The organism is Saccharothrix sp. NBAS 001 (assembly GCF_056640475.1).
This window is the reverse complement of the sequence record NZ_CM153251.1, coordinates 4,727,989-4,745,837: the sequence shown is the minus strand read 5'-3', so window position 1 is coordinate 4,745,837 and position 17,849 is coordinate 4,727,989. Positions and strand designations below refer to the sequence as shown.

Below are 17,849 nucleotides of genomic sequence, written 5' to 3'. Positions count from 1 at the left end.
CGGTTCGCGCGTCAGCCGATCCGGGACAGGTCCTCGGGCACCAGGGTGGTCGAGCGGACCAGTTCGCGCAGCAGGTTGTCGTTGAGCGCGTTGCCGACCGGTTCGCCCACCTCCTCGCGGGTCAGGCCGGGCACGCCCCGCGCGGACAGCCGTTCCCGCACCACGCACACCCGGTGCTCGACCCGCTTGGCGGTCCAGCCCGCGTCGGGTTGCAACGCGGCCAGCCGGAGCGCGGTCTCCTTCCAGGTCAACGGTTTCGGGTTCGGCTCGCGCAGCAGGTAGTGCCAGCCGAGCACGGTCAGCAGCACCCGCTCCTCGACGCTGAGCGGGTACCGCCGGGGCGGGTCGGTGACGTCGTCGTGCCGGGGGCGCGGACGGCCGCCGTCCGCGCCGGTCACGAACACCTCCAGCAGGTGCTCGCGGTCGCGGGACCCCGGGACGTGCACCGGCGTGTAGCCCGCCGCCAGCGGGATCGCGCCCTCGTCGGGGAACAGCCACTGCGAGCGCGGCAGGCGCAGCGGGCGGCGGCCGCTGTTGCGCAGCCACCACTGCCCCCGGTGGTGGGTCAGCTCGCCCTGCCTGCGGCTGACCTGCTGGTCGTCCTCGCCCAGGCAGACGTGCACGTCCGGCCGGTTGCGCCCGAAGTAGACGATCCGGCCGTCGCGGGGGCCGACGGTGTACCCGCCGCCGAGGGCCAACGCGTGCACCGCGCCCGCGACCGCGCGCGGCACCCCGTGCGACAGGCTGCCGTGGCCCTCGGGCAGCAACAGCCCGTCCGCGTGCTGTAGCCGTGGATTCACTCCGCTCTCCTCACCTGTCGCAGACTGCGCCACGCACACCCTTGGGCGGGCTCTCGACGAACTGGTCCCCGGTGGTGCCCCGGACCAGGAAGCAGTACTTGCGGCCCGCCTGCACCGGCACCGCCTTGGTGCGGGCGCGCTCGGCCAGGACCGTGTCGGTCCGCTCGCCCTCCACCCAGACGACGACGGCGAAGAACAACCGGTCGTCGTCGGCCGTCCAGGTCAGCTCGACCTGCTCGCCCCGGTCGACCGGCTCCCCGAGCCGCACGGTCGGCACCGCGCTCGCCGCGGGGCTCGGCGCGGGTTCCGGGCCCGGCCGGGGCCAGAAGGCGAACGCCCCGAGCGCGACCGCCACCGCCGCGAGGCCGGCCACCGCGTGCCGCCGCCGGGAGGTCCGGGCGGGTGGCCGTCCGGGCTCGGGCACGTCCTCGGCGGGGAACGGCCGGCGGCGCGCCGGGTCGGCCGCGAGCAGCCGGCCGATGGCCGTGGCCAGCCCGACCGGCACGTCCGGGCGGCTGATCGCGGGCACCGGGTCGCCGAGCACCCGCAGCACGCGCTCGCCGGTCATCTCCCCGATCCGGGCGGGGTGCGGCGACTGCCCGGTGAGCGCGAAGTGCAGCACCGCGCCCAGGCCGTACAGGTCGGTCCGCTCGTCCACCTCGCCCGAGCGCAACGTCTCCGGCGACACCCACTCGACGCCGTGCAGCGGGTCGCGCGGGAACGCCTGCCGCACGGCCAGGCCGAAATCGGCCAGCACCGGCTCGCCGCCGGGCCGGAACAGCACGTTCGACGGGCTCATCCCGCCGTGCAGCACACCCGCCCGGTGCGCGGCGGTCAGCGTGCGCGACAACACCTGGCCCAGCACGACCACGTCGTCCGGCGGCAGCGGACCTCCGTGCGCCACACGGCTCTCCAGCGTCCACGGGCACCACGGTGCGCGCAGCGCGTGCCTGCCGTCCACCACGTCGACGCGTTCCACCGGCAGCACCGCCACCGGCAGCGCGGCGAGCCGGGCCCGGTCGTGCTCGACGGCGGCGAGGGTCCGCCGGTCGAACCTGCCCGGGAACACCTTCAGCACGCTGTCCCCGTCCTGGAGGACCGCCGCGACCGGGCCGTGCGCGAGGAGCTTCATCGAACCGCGAACACCGCCTTGAGCCGTGCGCCGACCGGTCGGCCCGCCAACGCCCGGCGGATGTCGCGCACCGCCGACCACGCCCGCGCCACGTCGTGCTCGTCGGCGCCCGCGCCCGACCACAGCGCGACGTCCACGCAGCCCGCCAGCCGGTCGAGGTCGCCCGCCACCGCCGTGTCCGCCACCGCCGCCGCCTCGCGGACAGTCATGCCCGGCGTCACGTCCGCGCCGTGCGCGCGCAGCAGGTCGCGGGCCTCCCACCAGGCCGCGACCACGCCGCGCGGGCCGGTGAGACGTCTGCGCCGCGAGGTCCGGACGAGCTTCACCACCGGGATCGCGAGCACCCCGGCCGGCAGCAGCACGGCCAGCGCCGCGAGCGCGGACAGCGCCAGGGCGGCGAGGTCGACCGGGTCGTCGGGACCGGCCACCGGGTCGGCCGCGGGCAGCGGCGGCTCCGGCAGCTTCTCGCTCGGCGGCGGGAGGCTCGCCCGCGCCCGCGCGGTCACCTCCGCCAACCCGGTCGGGTCCGCGCCCGCGCCGCTCGCCGATCCCGCCGGGTCCAGCGGCACCCAGCCGACACCGGCCACCGCGACCTCCGGCCACGCCAGCACGTCGCGGTTGCGCACGACCACCCGGCCGCCGGCCGCGTCGCGCGGGGCGCGGTAGCCGACCGCGAGCCGCGCCGGGATGCCGACGATCCGCGCCAGGACCACGTAGCCGGCCGCGAACTGCTCGCTGGTGCCCCGCCTGGTGTTCAGCAGGAACTCGCCCAGCTGCGGCCACCCGCTGCCGGTCGGCAGCGGCGCGTCCGAGGCGAGCCGGAACTCCCGGCTCAGGAACCGCTCCAGCACCAGCGCGGTGCGGAACGACGGACGCGACCCCCCGGTGGCGCGGCGCGCCAGGTCCGCGACACCGGGCGGCACGATGCCGAGGTCGCCGGGCGGCACCTCCGACGACACGCCCGCGTCGGCCAGCCGGTCCGGGTCGACCTGCGCCTCCCACCACCGCAGGTCGTACTCCACCGGTCCGGCGCGGTCGGGCAGCAGCAACACCCCGGTGGCCTGGTCGACCAGGGGCCCGACGCCGGCCACCGACGCGGGCATGGCCTGGCTGGGCAGCCACGGCCCGCCGCCGGGCACGGACAGCCGTGCCGAGCGGGTGCCGTCCGCCGCGGTGACCCCGGCCGGCGGGCCGATCTCCGCGCCCAGCTCCCGGTACCGCTCGGTCGGGCTCCAGGTCACGCCGTCGAACCGGTCCAGCACGACCAGCCGCCAGCGGTCCACCGACGCGCCGCCGGTGTAGCCGAACACCTCCCGGTCCGGTGTGGACAGCCGGGCCGCGACCTCCGCGAGCGGGCTGACCGCGCGCGGCAGCGGCGCGTGCTCGGCGGCGGTGCGCTGCACCGAGAACGCCGGCCCCGGGTCGACCAGCGCCGCCACCGCGCCGGCCACCAGGCCCAGCACGACCGTGGGCACGACCACCGCCCGCACCCGGGACGCGAACAACCCGGCGGCCACCACGGCGTACCCGGCCGCGACCAGCGCCGCGCCCGCCCCCGACAGCGCCACGAACGCCTGGCTCAACGCGACCAGCGCCAGGCTCGGCAGCACCGCCACCGCCGGCCACCGCACCAGCTCGATCCCGATCAGGGCGGCCGGCAGCACCAGCACCGGCACCAGCAGCACCGACTCGGCGTCGGGCAGCACCGGCCACGTCGACTGCACCGTCGCCTGCCACGAACCGGTGACCCCCGAGACCAGCGCCCGCGCGGTAGCCGCCGTCGGCAGGCCGCCGCGCGTGGTGCCGAACAGCGACACCTCCGCCAACGCCACCGACCCGAGCGCGCCCGCCAGGACCGGCTGCACCGGCCGGAGCGCCGGGACGCGCAGGCACAGCTCCACCGCCGCCCAGCACGCCACCAGCACGGCCACGACCGGCGGGACCACCGTCCACAGCCCGAACACCGGGGCGAACAGCAGCCCCGGGATCGCGGTGGCGGCGAGCACCCACAGCACCCGCGCCCTCATCGCGCGACCACCGTCTGCCAGCGCAGCGTCGCGTCCAAGGCGTCCGTCGCCGCCAGCACCCGCGCGCCGGGGACCGCCGGTGCGCAACCGGTCAACGCCACCACGACCACGTGCACGTACCGCGTGCGCACGGCGGCCACCGCCGCCTGGTCCTGCGGCGAGGACGCGGGGGAGACCACCACCAGCATGCCGCCGGACGTGCGCGCGAGCGCCGCCGGCACCAGCGGCAGGCCGGGCGTCCCGGTCAGCCGCAGCTCGCACAGCTCGTCCAGGAACCGCCGCACCGCGCCACCGGAGCCGGGTGTCGTGCCCACGTCCAGGCCGCCGGCCGCGACCAGCCGGCAGCGGTGCTCCTCCTTGGCCGCCGCGACCACCAGCGACGCGGCCAGCTCGACCGCCTCCTCGAACCGCTCCGCCGACTGCGCCTCGCCCCGGTCGTCCAGCAGCACGGTGAACTGCGGCTGGTGCGGGTCGGCGTAGTCGCGGATCATCAGCTGCCCGGTCCGGGCGGTGGCCTTCCAATGCAGGTGGCGGACCTCGTCGCCGGGCGCGTAAGGGCGCACCTCGCGGACGTCCAGCGAGCCGCGCGGCGAGGTCTCGGTGGCCGCGCCGTCGTGGTGGTGCAGCGGCAGGCCGCCCGCGACGGACCGCACCGGGTGCGTGCGCGGGTAGACCCACAGCGGCGTGGTCCCGCCCAGCGGCAGTTCGGAGCGGCCCAGGCCGAGCACGTCGGTGCGGCGCAGGCTCAACGGCCCCACCTCGTGCCGGCCCCGCCGGTCGGTCGGCAGCTCGTTGAGGTAGGGCTGCTCCGCGCCGGGCCCGAGCGACCGGACGGTGACGGCGAGCGTGTGGTCCCCGATCCGGTCCACGGCGGTGAACCCGGCCTGGCGGCGCGGGCCGGGGTTGCGGACCCGCAGCGTGATCCCCGCCTTGCCGCCGCGCTCCACGCGGTCCCGGAACAGCTCCCGGACCACCTCCACGCCGGGCCGCCGGGCCGCCACGACCAGCCCGGCGGCGACCGCGCCGACCGCGATCGCGCCCAGCACCAGCGGCAGGGGGTGGCCCGCGACCAGGCCGAGCGCGATCAGCAGGACCGCGCCGACCAGCGTGCACGCACCGCGCCGGGTCAACCGCACGCTCAGGCCCCCGCCCCGCCGACGACCGGCACCGGGATCTTCTTCAACAGGTCCGCCACGACGTCGGCGGCCGTGCGCTGCCGCAGCTCCGCGTCCGGGGTGAGGATCAGGCGGTGGTCCAGCACCGGGTGCGCCACCAGCTTGATGTCGTCGGCCGTCACGTAGTCGCGCCCGTGCGTCGCCGCGACCCCTTGCGCCGCGCGGATGAGCGCGATGCTGCCGCGCGGGCTCGCGCCGTAGCGGACGTCGGAGTACTGCCGGGTGGCCGCGGCGATGGTGGCCGCGTACCGCACCAGCGCGCTGTCGATCCGGGTGGCGCGCACCTGCGCCACGGCGGACTGGAGCGTCGGGATGTCCACCACCGGCGGCAGCTCGTCCGGGTCGACCCCGGCGCAGTCGCTGATGATCACCATCACCTCGGCGTCCAGGTTCGGGTAGCCCATCTCCAACCGCATCAGGAACCGGTCCAGCTGGGCCTCGGGCAGCCGGTAGGTGCCCGCCATCTCGATCGGGTTCTGGGTGGCCACCACCAGGAACGGCCGGGGCACCTCGTGGCGCACCGAGTCGACCGTGACCCGCCGCTCGGCCATCACCTCCAGCAGCGCCGACTGGGTCTTGGGCGTGCCCCGGTTGATCTCGTCGGCCAGCACCACGTTGGCGAACACGCCGCCGGGGTGGAACACGAACCGCTCGTCGCGCTGGTGGTAGACCTGCACGCCGGTGATGTCGCCGGGCAGCAGGTCGGGGGTGAACTGCACGCGGTTCCAGGTGCCGCCGACGCTGCGCGCCAGGCACCGGGCGAGCGTGGTCTTGCCGGTGCCGGGCACGCCCTCGATCAGCAGGTGCCCCTCGCTGAACAGCGCGGCCACGGCCAACCGGACGACCTCCGGCTTGCCGCGCACCACCCGCTGCACGTTGTCGGCGATGCGGTCGTAGACCTCGCCGGCGCGGGTCGTGTAGGTGGTCAAGGTTCACTCCCAGGTGATGGAGTTGGAGCGGATGATCTCCCGGCGGCGGTCCCCGGTGAGCACGGTGACCCACACCGTCTGACCCGGCACGTCGTAGTTCAGCTCGTTGTAGGCGGCGTTGCCGCCCGCGTCGCTGGTGAACTCCTCGGTGCGGACGTTGCCGTTGGAGTTGGAGCTGAGCCGCAGCGCGTAGCGGGTGTTCGGGTCGAGCCCGGACATCGTGGCGTTCACCCAGGCGCACGCGGGTCGCTTGCAGTTGCCGGTCTCGGACGGTCCGCCCTGCGCGATCCGGGCCGAGACGGGCGGCGCGGGCGTCTCGGCGACCGTGGTGGACGCCGCCGCGCCGTCCAGCAGCCGGCCGTCGGGCGTCCTGGTCACCGCGTACACGGTGAACGTGTAGGCGGTGTCGGCGCGCAACTGCGGGTACGTCGCCCGCGGCGCGGTCGTCTCCCGGCTCGGCAGGCCGGTCCCGCCGACGACGTAGTGCTCCAGCGCGCCGCCGTTGAGCGCCGGTTGCGACCAGGTGAGCGTCACGTCGCGGGTCGGCCGGGCGTCCGGGTCGACCGAGGCCGCCAGGTCGGCCGGAGGGTCGGCGGGCGCGACCGGCGCGACCGGCGTGACCGGGTTGGACGACGTGCCCGGCCCCGCGCCCACCGCGTTCGCGGCGGCGACCGTGACGACGTAGGACTCCCCGTTGGTCAACCCGCCGGCGGTGACCTGGCCGACGTCGCCGCCGACGGTCAGCGAGCCGGTGCCGCCGCCGCTTCCCCGCCAGGACACCAGGTACGAGGTGATCGGGGACCGGTTGTCCGGCGCGGCGCCCCACGTGACGACCGCCGAGCCGTCGCCCGCCTGCGCGATGACCGACGGCGGCGCGCCCGGCCGTCCGGGCGGCACCGCGGCGGGCGGCGGCTGGGTGGTCCGCTGCGGCTGTTGCGGTGCCGTCGTGCCGGGATCGGGGCGGCCGGTGGGCTGCTGACCCGGCAGGGCGACGTCCTGGTCCGCGTGCCGGGCGGGCGGGTCCGGCTCGTCCGGTCGTGACGTGCCGGGCCGGTCGCCGGTCACGTCGACGTCGCGCACCTCGCCGTCGTGCGCCACCACCAGGACCTGCGTGCCCCGGGAGTCCTCGACGTAGACCTGCCCGTCCTCGCCCTCGGCCAGGCGCGGCTCCCCGCTGCCCGGCCGGACCGGCTTCTCGTCGCGGCGCGCGCCGTCGGGCCCGAAGGTCAGGACCGCGCCGTGCTCCCGGTCCACCAGGACGACGACCTCGCCGGTGGACACCGGGCCGTCGTAGTCGCCCGGCGGCAGCGCCACCGCGACCGGGTCGGCCGGCGGACCGTCCACGTCGGCCAGCAGCAGGCTGCGCCGGGCCGGGTCGAAGATCGCGAGCAGGCCCGCCGCGTCCCGGGTCGCCGGCCGGGAGTCCGGCGAGAACCTGGCCCCCAGCGGCCTGCCCGGCCCGAACGCGCCGTTGTCGACGGTGTGCAGCTCGCCGGTGAACAGGTCCACGAACGCGGGACGCCGGCCGATCACGGTCAGCGCGCCGGGGTGGTCGGCGGGCGCGGACACCGGGCAGCCGGACAGCTCGACCGCGTCCCGGGCGAGCGTGCAGATCGAGCCGGAGCCGGTGCGGTGCAACCACATCGTGCCGTCGTCGGTGACCACGGGGCGGCCGATCGGCCCGCCCGTCGAGATCGTCGCGGCGGGGTCGCCGAGGCGGACCACCTTGCCCGCGTCGCGGTAGACCGCGTACGGGCCGCCGAGGACCTCGATGCCCAGCGGCCGTTCGCCGGCGGGCGCGGCCCGCGAACCCTTGGGCGACAAGGTCGCCTTGTCGAACGCGGTGATGCGGCCGGGGCCGACCACGAAACCCTCGGTGTCGCCCTGGAGGACCTGGCTGCCCACCTCGGACTCCAGCGGCAGCTGCGCGTCGACGTTCGCCGTCCCGCCGTCGACGTGGAACACCGCCCGCAGCACGGAGTTGTAGACCCAGTGGCCGGTGGTGGCGAACGGGGCCGCCGCGAGCGGGCGGGTGCCCCCGAGCAGCGTGCCGGTCACCGCGACGGCGCACATCAGCGCCAGCAGGGCGTACGGCCACGACCTGCGTGACGCCGCGTGCTCGATAGTCACGGACGGCAACCTAGCGGCCGGCTCCCGGGACCGGTCCCCGGCGGCCGGTCAGGGGGTGAACTGGAAGCTGTCCCGGATCCGGGAGACCAGCGGCTGTGCGGCGGCCCACGTCCGCCGCACGCCGTCCTCGTCGTCGTCGGCGAGCGAGAACGTCACGGTGTACACGACCGCCCCGCGCGGGTAGGCGCTGACCCTGGTGTGCCGCCGGGTGGGGCCGACCGCCGCGCGCTGGGTGTACTCCAGGTCCGCCGACGCGCCCGCGTCCCGCAGCCCCAGCTGGTCGAACTCGGCGTAGTCCCGCGACGTCCGGCGCGATTTCGCCTCGTCGGTCAGGTACGCGACCGCCGACACGCCGGGCTTGGTGGAGTCGCGCTGCACCCGCACCGACAGCGCGCCGTCCCCGGGGTCGGACCGGACCCGCTCCCAGCCGACGGAGCCGAGCGGCCCGCCCGTCGTCGCGCCGTCGCGCTCCCAGTCCTCCGGGACGCCGATCTGGAAGGCGAGTTCCCGTTCCTGGTACATCTTCAGCGGCACCTGCGCGCCCGCGTCCGGCGGCGCGTCGGTGGTGGTCGACGCGGCGTCGCCCCGGTCGCCCACCGACCGGGAGACGGCCACCACCACGGCGGCGACCAGCAGCAGCACGCCGACCGCGATCAGCGGTGCCCGGTGCGCGCTGCGGGCGCGGCGCGGCGTGACGTCCACCGTCACGTCGCCCGGCGCGGCGCGGGTGACCGGCGGCGGCAACGGCGGCGGGAGGGTGCGGGTGGCGGGGGTGGTCTCGTCCACGACGGTGACCGCGCCGGCGGGGTTGTCCGGCCGGGTCGGGTACTCGACCCGCAGCCGGGTGCCCTCCGGGAGCCGGGCGGGCCGCGCGGACAGCTCGGCGAGCTTCTCCACGGCGCGGTGGCCCGACCACCGCTCGGCGGGTTTCTTGCGCAGCAGCCCCTGGACGACCGGCCACAGCGGTCCGATGGCGGTGTGCGGGTCGGGTTCCTGGGACAGCGCCGCCGCCAGCGTGGACTGGATGTCCGGGCGCTGGAACGGCGTGCGCCCCACCGTCATCCGGTAGATCATCACGCCCACCGACCACAGGTCGGCGGCGGGTTTGGCCTCCTCGCCGAGGATCCGCTCCGGCGCGATGTACTCGGGGGCGCCGGGCACCTGCCCGGTCGCGGTGATCACCGACGCCCCGTCCAGCAGCGCGATGCCGAAATCGGTCAGCACCGCCTTGTCGCCGACCAGCATCACGTTGCCCGGCTTCACGTCCCGGTGCAGCACCCCGTTGACGTGCGCGTGGTCCAGCGCCTCCACGACCTGCAGGGCGATCCGCGCGGTCCGGTCGGCCGACATCGGGCCGTCGGCCTCCAGCGCCTCGGCGAGGGTGTGCCCGGAGAGCAGCTCCATCACGATCCAGGGCAGGCCGCCCTCGTCGGTCGCCACGTCGTGCACGGTCACGATCCCGGCGTGCCCGCTCAGCTTCGCCGCCGCCCTGGCCTCGCGGAACGTGCGCAGCACCTCGGGGTCGTCCGGCCGGATCTCGCGGCCGCGCGGCTGGATCTCCTTGATCGCCACGTCCCGGTGCAGGAATTCGTCGTGGGCCAGCCAGACGACGCCCATGCCACCCCGGCCGAGCAACCGGCGCAGGCGGTACCGGCCGCCGATCAGCCGCTCCCCACCCTCTGTCACATCGGTAATGTACCGGCCACGGTCCGTGTTCGTCCCGATCGGGTGGACAAATCACCGGCGACCTGCGGGAGAGCCCGCCGGGAGGCCGTTCCCGTCCGGACCGGACGTCCCGGAAAGTTTTTCGACCGATTCCGGGGACGGGTGTCGGATCGGCGTCGTGGCGTTCGTAGGAGGGGTGAGGCCGCCTACGAGAGGCGGCGCCGAGCTTGAGGACCGCGATCATGAAGCTGACGACCATGACCCAGATCACCGTCGACGGAGTGGTGCAGGGCAACGGCGGCGCGTCGGAGGAGGACCGCCGGAACGGGTTCGTGCGCGGGGGGTGGGCGCTGGGGAAGGGCGACGCCGAGACCACCGCGCTCATCAACCGGACCTACGACCGCGCCGACGCGTTCCTGTTCGGCCGCCGCACCTACGAGCTGTTCGCCGGCTCGTGGGGGACCCTGGCGGCCGAGGACGTCCCCGGCTGGGAGCCCGTCCTGCGGTCGTTGAACAATCGGCCCAAGTACGTGGCGACGACCAAGCCGATCGAGCCGGCGTGGTCGGGCACCACCGTCCTGTCCGACGACCTGGCCGCCGCGATCGCGGCGCTGAAGGCCGAGCCCGGGGGTGAGTTGCAGGTGCACGGCAGCGGCACCCTGGTCCGCTGGCTGCTGGCCAACGACCTGGTCGACGAGATGACGCTGATCGTGGTCCCGGTGGTGCTCGGCCAGGGCACGCGGCTGTTCCCGGAGGCGGGCCCCGATCTCGCGCTGGAGCCGGTCGAGTCGCGGGTGGACTCGAAGGGCGTGACGATCCAGGTCTACCGGCCGGCCGGGCGTCCCCAGTACCCGGCGGCCTGAAGCCCCCGACCACCCCGACCGCGTCGTCCCGCACCACACGAGAGGATCTTCCGATGCAGTACCTGGTTTCCGTCATCGACGACAAGGAAAACCCCGGCAGCACCGACCGGCAGCCCGCCATCAGCGAGTTCAACGAACGGCTGATCGCCGAGGGCTACTGGGTCTTCGCGGGCGGGCTCGCGGACACCGACGCGGCCACGGTGGTCGACAACCGGGGTGAGCGGGCGGTGTTCAGCGACGGGCCCTTCGTGGAGTCGAAGGAGTACCTCGCCGGCGTCTGGGTGTGGGAGGCCCCCGACCTGGACGTGGTGCTCAAGCTCGCCACCGAGGCGTCCAAGGTCTGCGACCGCAAGATCGAGGTGCGGCCGTTCCGGTGAACGAGGTCGACGAGGCGGTCAGCCGGGCCCACCACGCCGATTGGGCGCGCGTGGTGGCCGCGCTGACCAGGCGCTTCGGTGATCTCGACATCGCCGAGGAGGCGGCGGCCGAGGCGTTCGCGACCGCCGTCGAGCGGTGGCCCGCCGACGGCGTGCCGCCCAACCCCGGCGCGTGGCTGACGACCACCGCCAACCGCAAGGCCATCGACCGGATCCGGCGCGAGAACAAGCGCGACGACAAGCACGAGGAGGCTCTGCTGGTGCGCGACGACGACCCGCCCGAGCCCCTCGGGGCCATCGAGGACGACCGGCTGCGGCTGATCTTCACCTGCTGCCACCCGGCGCTGGCGATGGAGGCCCGGGTGGGGTTGACCTTGCGCATGGTCGGCGGCCTGACCGTGCCCGAGATCGCCCGAGCCTTCCTGGTGGCCGAAGGTGCCGTGGGGCAGCGGATCACCCGCGCGAAGGCCAAGATCAAGGCGGCCCGCATCCCGTACCGGGTGCCGTCCGCCGAGGACCTGCCGGCCCGCGTCTCCGGTGTGCTCGCGGTCCTGTTCCTGGTCTTCAACGAGGGCTACCTGGCCACCGGCTCGGACACCGATCCCGTGCGCCACGACCTGACCGGCGAGGCGATCCGGCTCACCCGGCTGATCCGCGCCCTCGTGCCGGACGACGGCGAGGTGACCGGGCTGCTGGCGCTGATGCTGCTCATCGAGGCCCGCCGCACCGCCCGGGTCTCGGCCGGCGGCGAGCTGGTGCCGCTCGGCGAGCAGGACCGGGGCGCCTGGGACACGGCGCTGATCGCCGAGGGCCACCGGCTGGTGCGCGAACGCCTCGCCGCCGCGGCGGCCGGCGTCGCTCCGGGGCGCTACCAGATCCTCGCCGCGATCAACGCCGTGCACACCTCCGCCCGCGACATCCGCGACACCGACTGGTCGCAGGTCCTCGCCCTCTACGACCAGCTCGTCCGCCTCGACCCGTCGCCGATCGTCGCCCTCAACCGGGCGGTCGCGACCGCCGAGCTGGACGGCCCCGAGGTGGCGCTCGCGGCCGTCGACCGCCTGGCGGACGAGCTGGCCGGCTACCACGCCTACCACGCCACCCGCGCCGACCTGCTGCGCAGGCTGGGCCGCAGCCGGCAGTCCCGGGAGGCGTACGACAAAGCCGTCGGACTGGCCGGCAACACCGCCGAGGTCGCCTACCTGACCCGACGCCGGGACCAGCTGGGGTAGCGCACCCCCGGTGGGCGGCTCAGTCGCAGGGGTCGGCTTCGGCGGCGGCCTTGAGGTCCTTGAGCCAGGTGTCCAGGCCCATGTCGGAGTTCTCGTCGGCCTGGGGCCCGGTGTGGGTCTCCTCGGTGCGGACCAGCACGCCGGCACGGGTCTGGGTGAAGTTCCAGACGTGGGTGCCGTCGACGTGGTAGCCGGGCCCGTCGGCGGGACCGGTCCAGCGGACGCACTCGCGGTTGCGCAACTGGCGGACCTGCGAGGTGATGACGACCTCGGCGTCGGGCGGGGCGGGCAGGTCGATGGTCGCCCGGAACCGGGAGTGCCTGCGCAGCGGACCCGGGTCGAGGCGTTCGACGGTCATCGGGGCGGCGGGCTTCTGCCAGGAGGGCCAGGACTCCACGTCGGTGTGCAGGTTCCAGACGGTGCGCAACGACGCGTGGATGAGGATCTCGGCGCGGTGGCGGGCCTTGGCGGTCGGGTCGACGCCCTCGCCCTGGCACGTCAGCGGGGCCGGGCCGGGATCGGCCTGGGCGGGCGCGGCGGCGGTGCCGAGAACGGCGGCGACCGCGAGCCCGACCGCCGGCAGGGCGGTGCGGCGGAGCGCGGGGGTCGAGCGGGGACCGGGCATGTTCCATCTCCTCCGTTCACCGACCCGGCCGGGTCGGCTCGGCTCGACTCTCCCGGTGCGCGGGGTGCGGTCGCGTCGGCGAGAACTGCCTACGCCGGCCGTGCGGCTCGGAGGCGGCGGCGAGCAGGCCGTGGCGCAGGCGACTGCTCGATTCGTCGAGCGACGTCGGCGCGAGCGCCTCACCCAGCTTCGTCCACGCCCTTGTTCGGAGCGTGCCACGACCATGATCGCCGAGATACGTCGTTGTTCCAGTTCGGACACACCGGGTTCGCGGACGCGATAGGTTGCCCGCCGTGACCTCGCTCGGATCCGCCGCCTGGCCGCCTGCTCCGATCAGGACGGAGCGGCTCGTGCTCCGCGAGTCCGAGGCCCGCGATCGCGCGGCGTTCGTCGAGCTGTTCTCCTCGCCGGAGGTCGGTACGTACATCGGCGGTCCCCAACCGCGTGACGAGCTTGAGCGCGTGGTGCCCGAGGTGCCCGGACGGCGACCCGGCTTCTTCGTGATCGACCTCGACGGGGCGATGATCGGCGCGATCACGTTCGACCGGCGCGACGCCGGGCGTCCCGGTCCCGTCCGCCCGGATGCCGGGGAGGCGTGGCTCGGCTACCTGCTCCTGCCGGAGGCGTGGGGTCGCGGGTACGCCGCCGAGGCGTGCGCGGCGGCGCTCGCCTGGTTCGCCGACGCGCTTCCCGGCGAGCCCGTGGTGCTCTGCACGCAGACCGCCAACGACCGTTCGGTGCGGCTCGCGGTGAAGCTGGGTTTCACCGAGGTGGAGAGGTTCGAGGCGTTCGGTGCCGAACAGTGGTTCGGCGAGCGGTCCCCGGTCACGCCGCCCGGTTGAGCCCGTTTCGCGCGACGCGGTCGGGGCCGATCCCGAGCGGGAGGCGACGACGTAGGGTTCCGTCGAGCCGACCTAGCTGAGGAGAACTCATGATCCGGCGTTGGAACCCCGAGACCGTGGCCGCGCCCGCAGGCCCGTACAGCCACGTGGCGCACGTGCCCGCCGACCACGACGTGGTGGCGCTCGCCGGCCAGGTCGGCACGCTGCCCGACGGCAGCCTGGCGGGCGAGGACTCGCTGTCCCAGGCGCGGGCCGTGTTCGCCAACATCGAGCGCCTGCTGGAGGCGGCCGGCGCGCAGCCGGCGCACCTGGTGAAGCTGTTCAGCATGGTGTCGGGCACCGAGCACCTGGCCGGCTACCGCACCGCGATGACGGAGACCTTCGCCCGCTGGTTCCCCGGCGGCGACTACCCGCCGCAGACGCTGATCGTCGTCGCCGCCCTGGCCGCGCCGCCGTTGACCGTCGAGGTCGAGGCACTGGTCGCGATCCCGCGCTGACCCCTGCCCGGACTCCGCCGACGGCGACGCCCGCCGTCGCCGTCTCGTGGGGCGTTACCGCCCGATGGTCGGCAGGGTCCACCAGTTGTCCAGGCGGGGGACCACTTCGGCGTCCGGTCCCGCCTCGACGACGCGGCCGACGCGGAACAGGAACGCGGCGATTCCGGCGGTTCCCTGCATCCAGCCGACCCCGGCCGGGAGCAGGGGGTCCGGCGCGCTGTGCTCGATGAAGCGCCAGTAGGCGTGCGGCCCCTCGACCACGGCGCGGTGGAGGAGCACGTCGGCCAGTCCGAGGGCGAATTCGAGGTCCTCGGGGTCGCCGTCGTGCTGCCAGGAGTCGAGGAACGCCTCGCCGACACCAGCCGTGCCGCAGCAGCGTCCGTCGTTGTCCCAGAAACCGGGGTACAGGCGTGCCGGCAGCCCGGAGGTGCGGACGCTGTGCAGGCAGCGGCGGTGCCACAGCGACGGGGGCGCGCCGGCCACCTCCGGCACTCCGGCCCGGTGCAGGGCGCGGAAGATCAGCGAGGTCCCGGTGGGGCCGTGGCACCAGCCGTGGCTGAACTCGTCATCGGCGGTCCGGTCGTCGGCGACCAGGCGCGGGACGGCGAAGCCCGAGCCGTCCGCCCTGCCCAGCGACACCAGGTGCTCGGCACCGCTCGCGGCGGCCGCGACCAGGTCCGGCCGGTCGAGTTCGGCACCGGCCAGCGCGAGCGCCGTCGCGATGCCCGCCAGGCCGTGCGAGAAGTTGGGCGCCTGCAGGGCGGGACCGGTGCGGAAGCGCCGGGGCACGTTGCGCCAGTTCGTGCCGGTCGGTTCGTGCTCCCGTTCGGCCATGAGCACGCCGGCGGCGTGCTCGGCGAGCGCATGCGCGCCCGCCACACCCCTGCGCGCAGCCCACAACGCGCCCAGCAGCACCCCGGCCGTGCCCAACGCCACGTCGTGGACCCGGGCACCGGGTCGGAACTGCGGCGGGCCGAGCGTCGGCCGTGGCCAGCCGTCGGGCGTGGCGAGTGCCGACAGCCGGCCCACGGCCGCCTCCGCACCGTCGGCGTCGAGCGCGGTCAGCACACCGATCGTGCCGGCCAACCCGTTGAAGAAGCTGTAGTCGGTCGTGGTGGACACCTCGCCACGCAGCCGTCCGACGACGGCGTCCGCCACGCGCTGCTCCTCAGCCGTCCACGGACGGGAAAGCCGGACCTCGGCCAGCACGTGGGCCAGGCCCCCGATGCCGGAGTACATGCCGTCCCGGTACTCGGGCACCAGCGGACCGGACACCGATTCCGGGATCCACAGCCCGTCCTCCCACCGCACCTGGTCCAACACCCACCGCCACGCGGCCTCCGCAACCTGCCGGAACGTCTCAGCACTGCGCGGGGCCATCTTTCAACAGTGGCACAACACCGCACTCGCATGCCGGAAGCGGGTGTTCCGGACGCGCTGATCGCGGTCTGAGCGTGCGCGGGGAGCCGTCCCGACGGGGTCAGGTGCCGCCGCGCCTCGTGGGTTGCTTCGTCGTACCGGTCCAGCCGGTGTCGAGCATGGTGAAGATCCGGTCGAGTGCGGACTCGGCGTCGTCCCGTCCTCGAACGAGGGCGACGGCTTCGAGGGCGAAGTGGGCCAGCGCCTGGCAGCCGGCGTCGCCCTCGGGTAGCCCGGCGTCGGCGGCGATCGCCGCCGACAGCGCGTTCTCGTGGCGCAGCCACATGCGGCGAAAGTGCTCGCGCAGTGCGGGAGTGGTGTCGATCAGGCGGATGAAGTCGGCGAGGCGCGGGTCGGTGCGGACCTGTCGGGAGTGCTCGTCACGGAGCAGCCGGCGCAGCGCCTGGGGGATGGATTGCCCGCTGGGGCGGTCGCGGACAGCGGCGACGAGCGCGGCCTCGCGGTCCGTGTCCTGGTCGAAGACCAGTGCTTCCTTGCCCTCGGGGAAGTGCTTGAACAGGGTGGCCACCGAGACGTCGGCGGTGTCGGCGATCTCCCGCACGCCGACCGCGTCGTAGCCGCGCTCCAGGAACAGCTCCAGCGCGGCGTCGGCCAGGGCTTGGCGGGTGGCGGCCTTCTTGCGCTCGCGGCGCCCTGTCTCGGTCACGTCGTCACTGTAGCGCTTGTGTTGAACTGGTAAAAAAGTAGAACCGATAGACTTTTAGAACGGTTTCACCTAACGTGGTGGCGGTCGGGCCGCCCGGCCCGCGCCCATCGGTGACAACACGCCGCGACACCAGGCGTGGAAAGGACTCGTCCTCATGACGACCACACCTCGCATCGCCATCGTCGGCGGTGGCCCCGCCGGCTTGATGTGCGCCCGTGTCCTGCAGGGGCACGGCATCCAGCCGGTGGTGTACGACGCGGACACCACCGTGAACTCCCGTGACCCGGGAGGAACGCTCGACCTCCACGCCGACGCCGGCCAGATCGCGCTGGAGGACGCCGGGCTGATGGACGCCTTCCGCGCGTTGGCCCGGGTCGAGGGCCAGGCCAAGACCCGCCGGGACCACCACGGCACCGTCCTGGCCGAGTTCACTCCCGCCGACGGCGACGAGGCGGCTCCCGAGATCGACCGAGGCCAACTGCGGACCATGCTCTACGAGCACCTGGAACCCGGCACGGTCCGCTGGGGGCACAAACTCGTCCAGCTCACGCCGCTCGGCGGCGGGGCGCACCGACTGGAGTTCGCGGGTGGCGCCGACGCGGAAGCCGATCTCGTCATCGGCGCAGACGGCGCGTGGTCGAAGGTCCGGCCCCTGCTCACCGACGCGGAGCCGCAGTACCTCGGCGTCCACTTCCTCGACGCCCGATTCGACGACGTGGACACCCGACACCCCGAGGTCGCCGCGATCGTGGGAGACGGCCACATGTTCTCCACCGACGGCGACGGCCGCGCGGTGATCGTCCAGCGCAACAGCAACGGTGTGGTCCGCGGCTACGTGGCCTTCCGCGCCGAACTGGACTGGCACGTCACGGCCGGCGTGGACGTCACCGACCGCGAGGCCGTCCGGTCCTACCTGTTGCGGGAGTTCAGCGGATGGTCCGCGGTCATGCGCCCGCTGATCACCGACAACGACAGCGACTACGTGCAGCGCAGCTTCTGGGCCCTGCCCGCCCCGCTGGCCTGGGACCGCGTCCCAGGCGTCACCCTGATCGGCGACGCCGCCCACCTGATGGCGCCCTTCGGCGGCCACGGCACGAATCTCGCGCTGCTCGACGGCGCGGAACTCGCCCACGCCATCAAGAAGGAAAGCAGTCTCGACGACGCGGTCGCACGCTACGAGGCAGCGATGTTCCCGCGCTCCGGGGAACTAGCCGTGGACTCGAACACCGGGCTCACGCGGTTCTTCGCCACGACCTCCCCGGACGCGCCGCACCTTCCCCCGGACCACGCGCGCGAACACGAGACCTACCAGACCAGGGCATCGGACTACCGACGCCGCCGAGCCGAAGACGATCAGTAGAAAGGCATGTGCCCCAAGCCGTGGCAACTCGGCAGGAGCGGACGCTTCGAACGAGCGGTTCGATTGATGTGAGCAGTGTTCGATATTGGTGGAAGGGGCGAATCCGCCG

Annotated in this window: 16 protein-coding genes; 6 read left to right on the top strand and 10 right to left on the bottom strand. The window is 74.6% G+C overall.

Annotated features, from left to right (window positions below; genetic code table 11):
- Positions 1-11: 11 nt before the first annotated feature.
- From AC0HI0_RS19350 to AC0HI0_RS19320, 7 genes are read right to left on the bottom strand one after another with little or no spacing between them, the layout of a single operon-like run.
- Positions 12-800, bottom strand: coding sequence for an FHA domain-containing protein (locus AC0HI0_RS19350; protein WP_480933767.1), 789 nt, complete (start codon positions 798-800; stop codon positions 12-14).
- 10 nt (positions 801-810) lie between these two features.
- A complete protein-coding gene (locus tag AC0HI0_RS19345; protein WP_480933766.1) occupies positions 811-1,932 on the bottom strand; it encodes a protein kinase domain-containing protein in 1,122 nt (373 codons plus the stop codon).
- Positions 1,929-3,959 (bottom strand): transglutaminase domain-containing protein, encoded by a 2,031-nt coding sequence (locus tag AC0HI0_RS19340; protein WP_480933765.1) that lies wholly within the window; start codon positions 3,957-3,959, stop codon positions 1,929-1,931. The genes AC0HI0_RS19345 and AC0HI0_RS19340 overlap by 4 nt, the downstream gene beginning before the upstream one ends.
- Positions 3,956-5,095, bottom strand: coding sequence for a DUF58 domain-containing protein (locus tag AC0HI0_RS19335; RefSeq protein ID WP_480933764.1), 1,140 nt, complete (start codon positions 5,093-5,095; stop codon positions 3,956-3,958). Before AC0HI0_RS19335 ends, AC0HI0_RS19340 begins: the two co-directional genes overlap by 4 nt.
- 2 nt (positions 5,096-5,097) lie before the next feature.
- Positions 5,098-6,063: an AAA family ATPase gene (locus AC0HI0_RS19330; protein WP_480933763.1), complete on the bottom strand. Its 966-nt coding sequence runs from the start codon at positions 6,061-6,063 to the stop codon at positions 5,098-5,100.
- Between the two features lie 3 nt (positions 6,064-6,066).
- Entirely contained in the window at positions 6,067-8,193 is a 2,127-nt protein-coding gene (locus tag AC0HI0_RS19325) for a fibronectin type III domain-containing protein (RefSeq protein WP_480933762.1), read from the bottom strand.
- Positions 8,194-8,241: 48 nt separating this feature from the next.
- Positions 8,242-9,879 carry a serine/threonine-protein kinase gene (locus AC0HI0_RS19320; protein WP_480933761.1) on the bottom strand — a complete coding sequence of 546 codons (1,638 nt, stop codon included), beginning with the start codon at positions 9,877-9,879 and terminating at the stop codon, positions 8,242-8,244.
- Positions 9,880-10,100: 221 nt separating this feature from the next.
- Between AC0HI0_RS19320 and AC0HI0_RS19315 the strand changes: the two genes are divergently transcribed.
- From AC0HI0_RS19315 to AC0HI0_RS19305, 3 genes are read left to right on the top strand one after another with little or no spacing between them, the layout of a single operon-like run.
- Positions 10,101-10,721, top strand: coding sequence for a dihydrofolate reductase family protein (locus AC0HI0_RS19315; RefSeq protein ID WP_480933760.1), 621 nt, complete (start codon positions 10,101-10,103; stop codon positions 10,719-10,721).
- Positions 10,722-10,774: 53 nt separating this feature from the next.
- On the top strand, positions 10,775-11,098 hold the full coding sequence (locus AC0HI0_RS19310) for a YciI family protein (RefSeq protein ID WP_480933759.1): 324 nt from the start codon (positions 10,775-10,777) through the stop codon (positions 11,096-11,098).
- Positions 11,095-12,330, top strand: a complete 1,236-nt coding sequence (locus AC0HI0_RS19305) for an RNA polymerase sigma factor (protein ID WP_480933758.1) — start codon at positions 11,095-11,097, stop codon at positions 12,328-12,330. The genes AC0HI0_RS19310 and AC0HI0_RS19305 overlap by 4 nt, the downstream gene beginning before the upstream one ends.
- Before the next feature lie 19 nt (positions 12,331-12,349).
- Here AC0HI0_RS19305 and AC0HI0_RS19300 read toward each other — a convergent pair whose 3' ends face one another.
- Complete coding sequence (locus AC0HI0_RS19300; RefSeq protein ID WP_480933757.1) at positions 12,350-12,955, bottom strand: SRPBCC family protein; 606 nt, start codon at positions 12,953-12,955, stop codon at positions 12,350-12,352.
- A 293-nt stretch (positions 12,956-13,248) separates the two neighbouring features.
- On the opposite strand from AC0HI0_RS19300, the gene AC0HI0_RS19295 reads away from it, so the two are divergent.
- Both AC0HI0_RS19295 and AC0HI0_RS19290 read left to right on the top strand, forming a co-directional pair.
- Positions 13,249-13,797: a GNAT family N-acetyltransferase gene (locus tag AC0HI0_RS19295; RefSeq protein WP_480933756.1), complete on the top strand. Its 549-nt coding sequence runs from the start codon at positions 13,249-13,251 to the stop codon at positions 13,795-13,797.
- Positions 13,798-13,886: 89 nt separating this feature from the next.
- Complete coding sequence (locus AC0HI0_RS19290) at positions 13,887-14,294, top strand: RidA family protein (protein WP_480933755.1); 408 nt, start codon at positions 13,887-13,889, stop codon at positions 14,292-14,294.
- Between the two features lie 54 nt (positions 14,295-14,348).
- On the opposite strand, the gene AC0HI0_RS19285 is transcribed toward AC0HI0_RS19290, so the two are convergent.
- Complete coding sequence (locus AC0HI0_RS19285) at positions 14,349-15,674, bottom strand: lanthionine synthetase LanC family protein (protein ID WP_480933754.1); 1,326 nt, start codon at positions 15,672-15,674, stop codon at positions 14,349-14,351.
- 100 nt (positions 15,675-15,774) lie between these two features.
- Positions 15,775-16,380, bottom strand: coding sequence for a TetR/AcrR family transcriptional regulator (locus AC0HI0_RS19280; RefSeq protein ID WP_480933753.1), 606 nt, complete (start codon positions 16,378-16,380; stop codon positions 15,775-15,777).
- 154 nt (positions 16,381-16,534) lie between these two features.
- Between AC0HI0_RS19280 and AC0HI0_RS19275 the strand changes: the two genes are divergently transcribed.
- On the top strand, positions 16,535-17,740 hold the full coding sequence (locus AC0HI0_RS19275; RefSeq protein ID WP_480933752.1) for an FAD-dependent oxidoreductase: 1,206 nt from the start codon (positions 16,535-16,537) through the stop codon (positions 17,738-17,740).
- Positions 17,741-17,849 lie beyond the last annotated feature (109 nt).

Bases quoted from the DNA above. Each gene is read 5' to 3' on its own strand.
- AC0HI0_RS19340 (WP_480933765.1), bottom strand. From the start codon at position 3,959: ATGAGGGCGCGGGTGCTGTGGGTGCTCGCCGCCACCGCGATCCCGGGG.
- AC0HI0_RS19345 (WP_480933766.1), bottom strand. From the start codon at position 1,932: ATGAAGCTCCTCGCGCACGGCCCGGTCGCGGCGGTCCTCCAGGACGGG.
- AC0HI0_RS19310 (WP_480933759.1), top strand. From the start codon at position 10,775: ATGCAGTACCTGGTTTCCGTCATCGACGACAAGGAAAACCCCGGCAGC.
- AC0HI0_RS19275 (WP_480933752.1), top strand. From the start codon at position 16,535: ATGACGACCACACCTCGCATCGCCATCGTCGGCGGTGGCCCCGCCGGC.
- AC0HI0_RS19300 (WP_480933757.1), bottom strand. From the start codon at position 12,955: ATGCCCGGTCCCCGCTCGACCCCCGCGCTCCGCCGCACCGCCCTGCCG.
- AC0HI0_RS19285 (WP_480933754.1), bottom strand. From the start codon at position 15,674: ATGGCCCCGCGCAGTGCTGAGACGTTCCGGCAGGTTGCGGAGGCCGCG.
- AC0HI0_RS19315 (WP_480933760.1), top strand. From the start codon at position 10,101: ATGAAGCTGACGACCATGACCCAGATCACCGTCGACGGAGTGGTGCAG.
- AC0HI0_RS19290 (WP_480933755.1), top strand. From the start codon at position 13,887: ATGATCCGGCGTTGGAACCCCGAGACCGTGGCCGCGCCCGCAGGCCCG.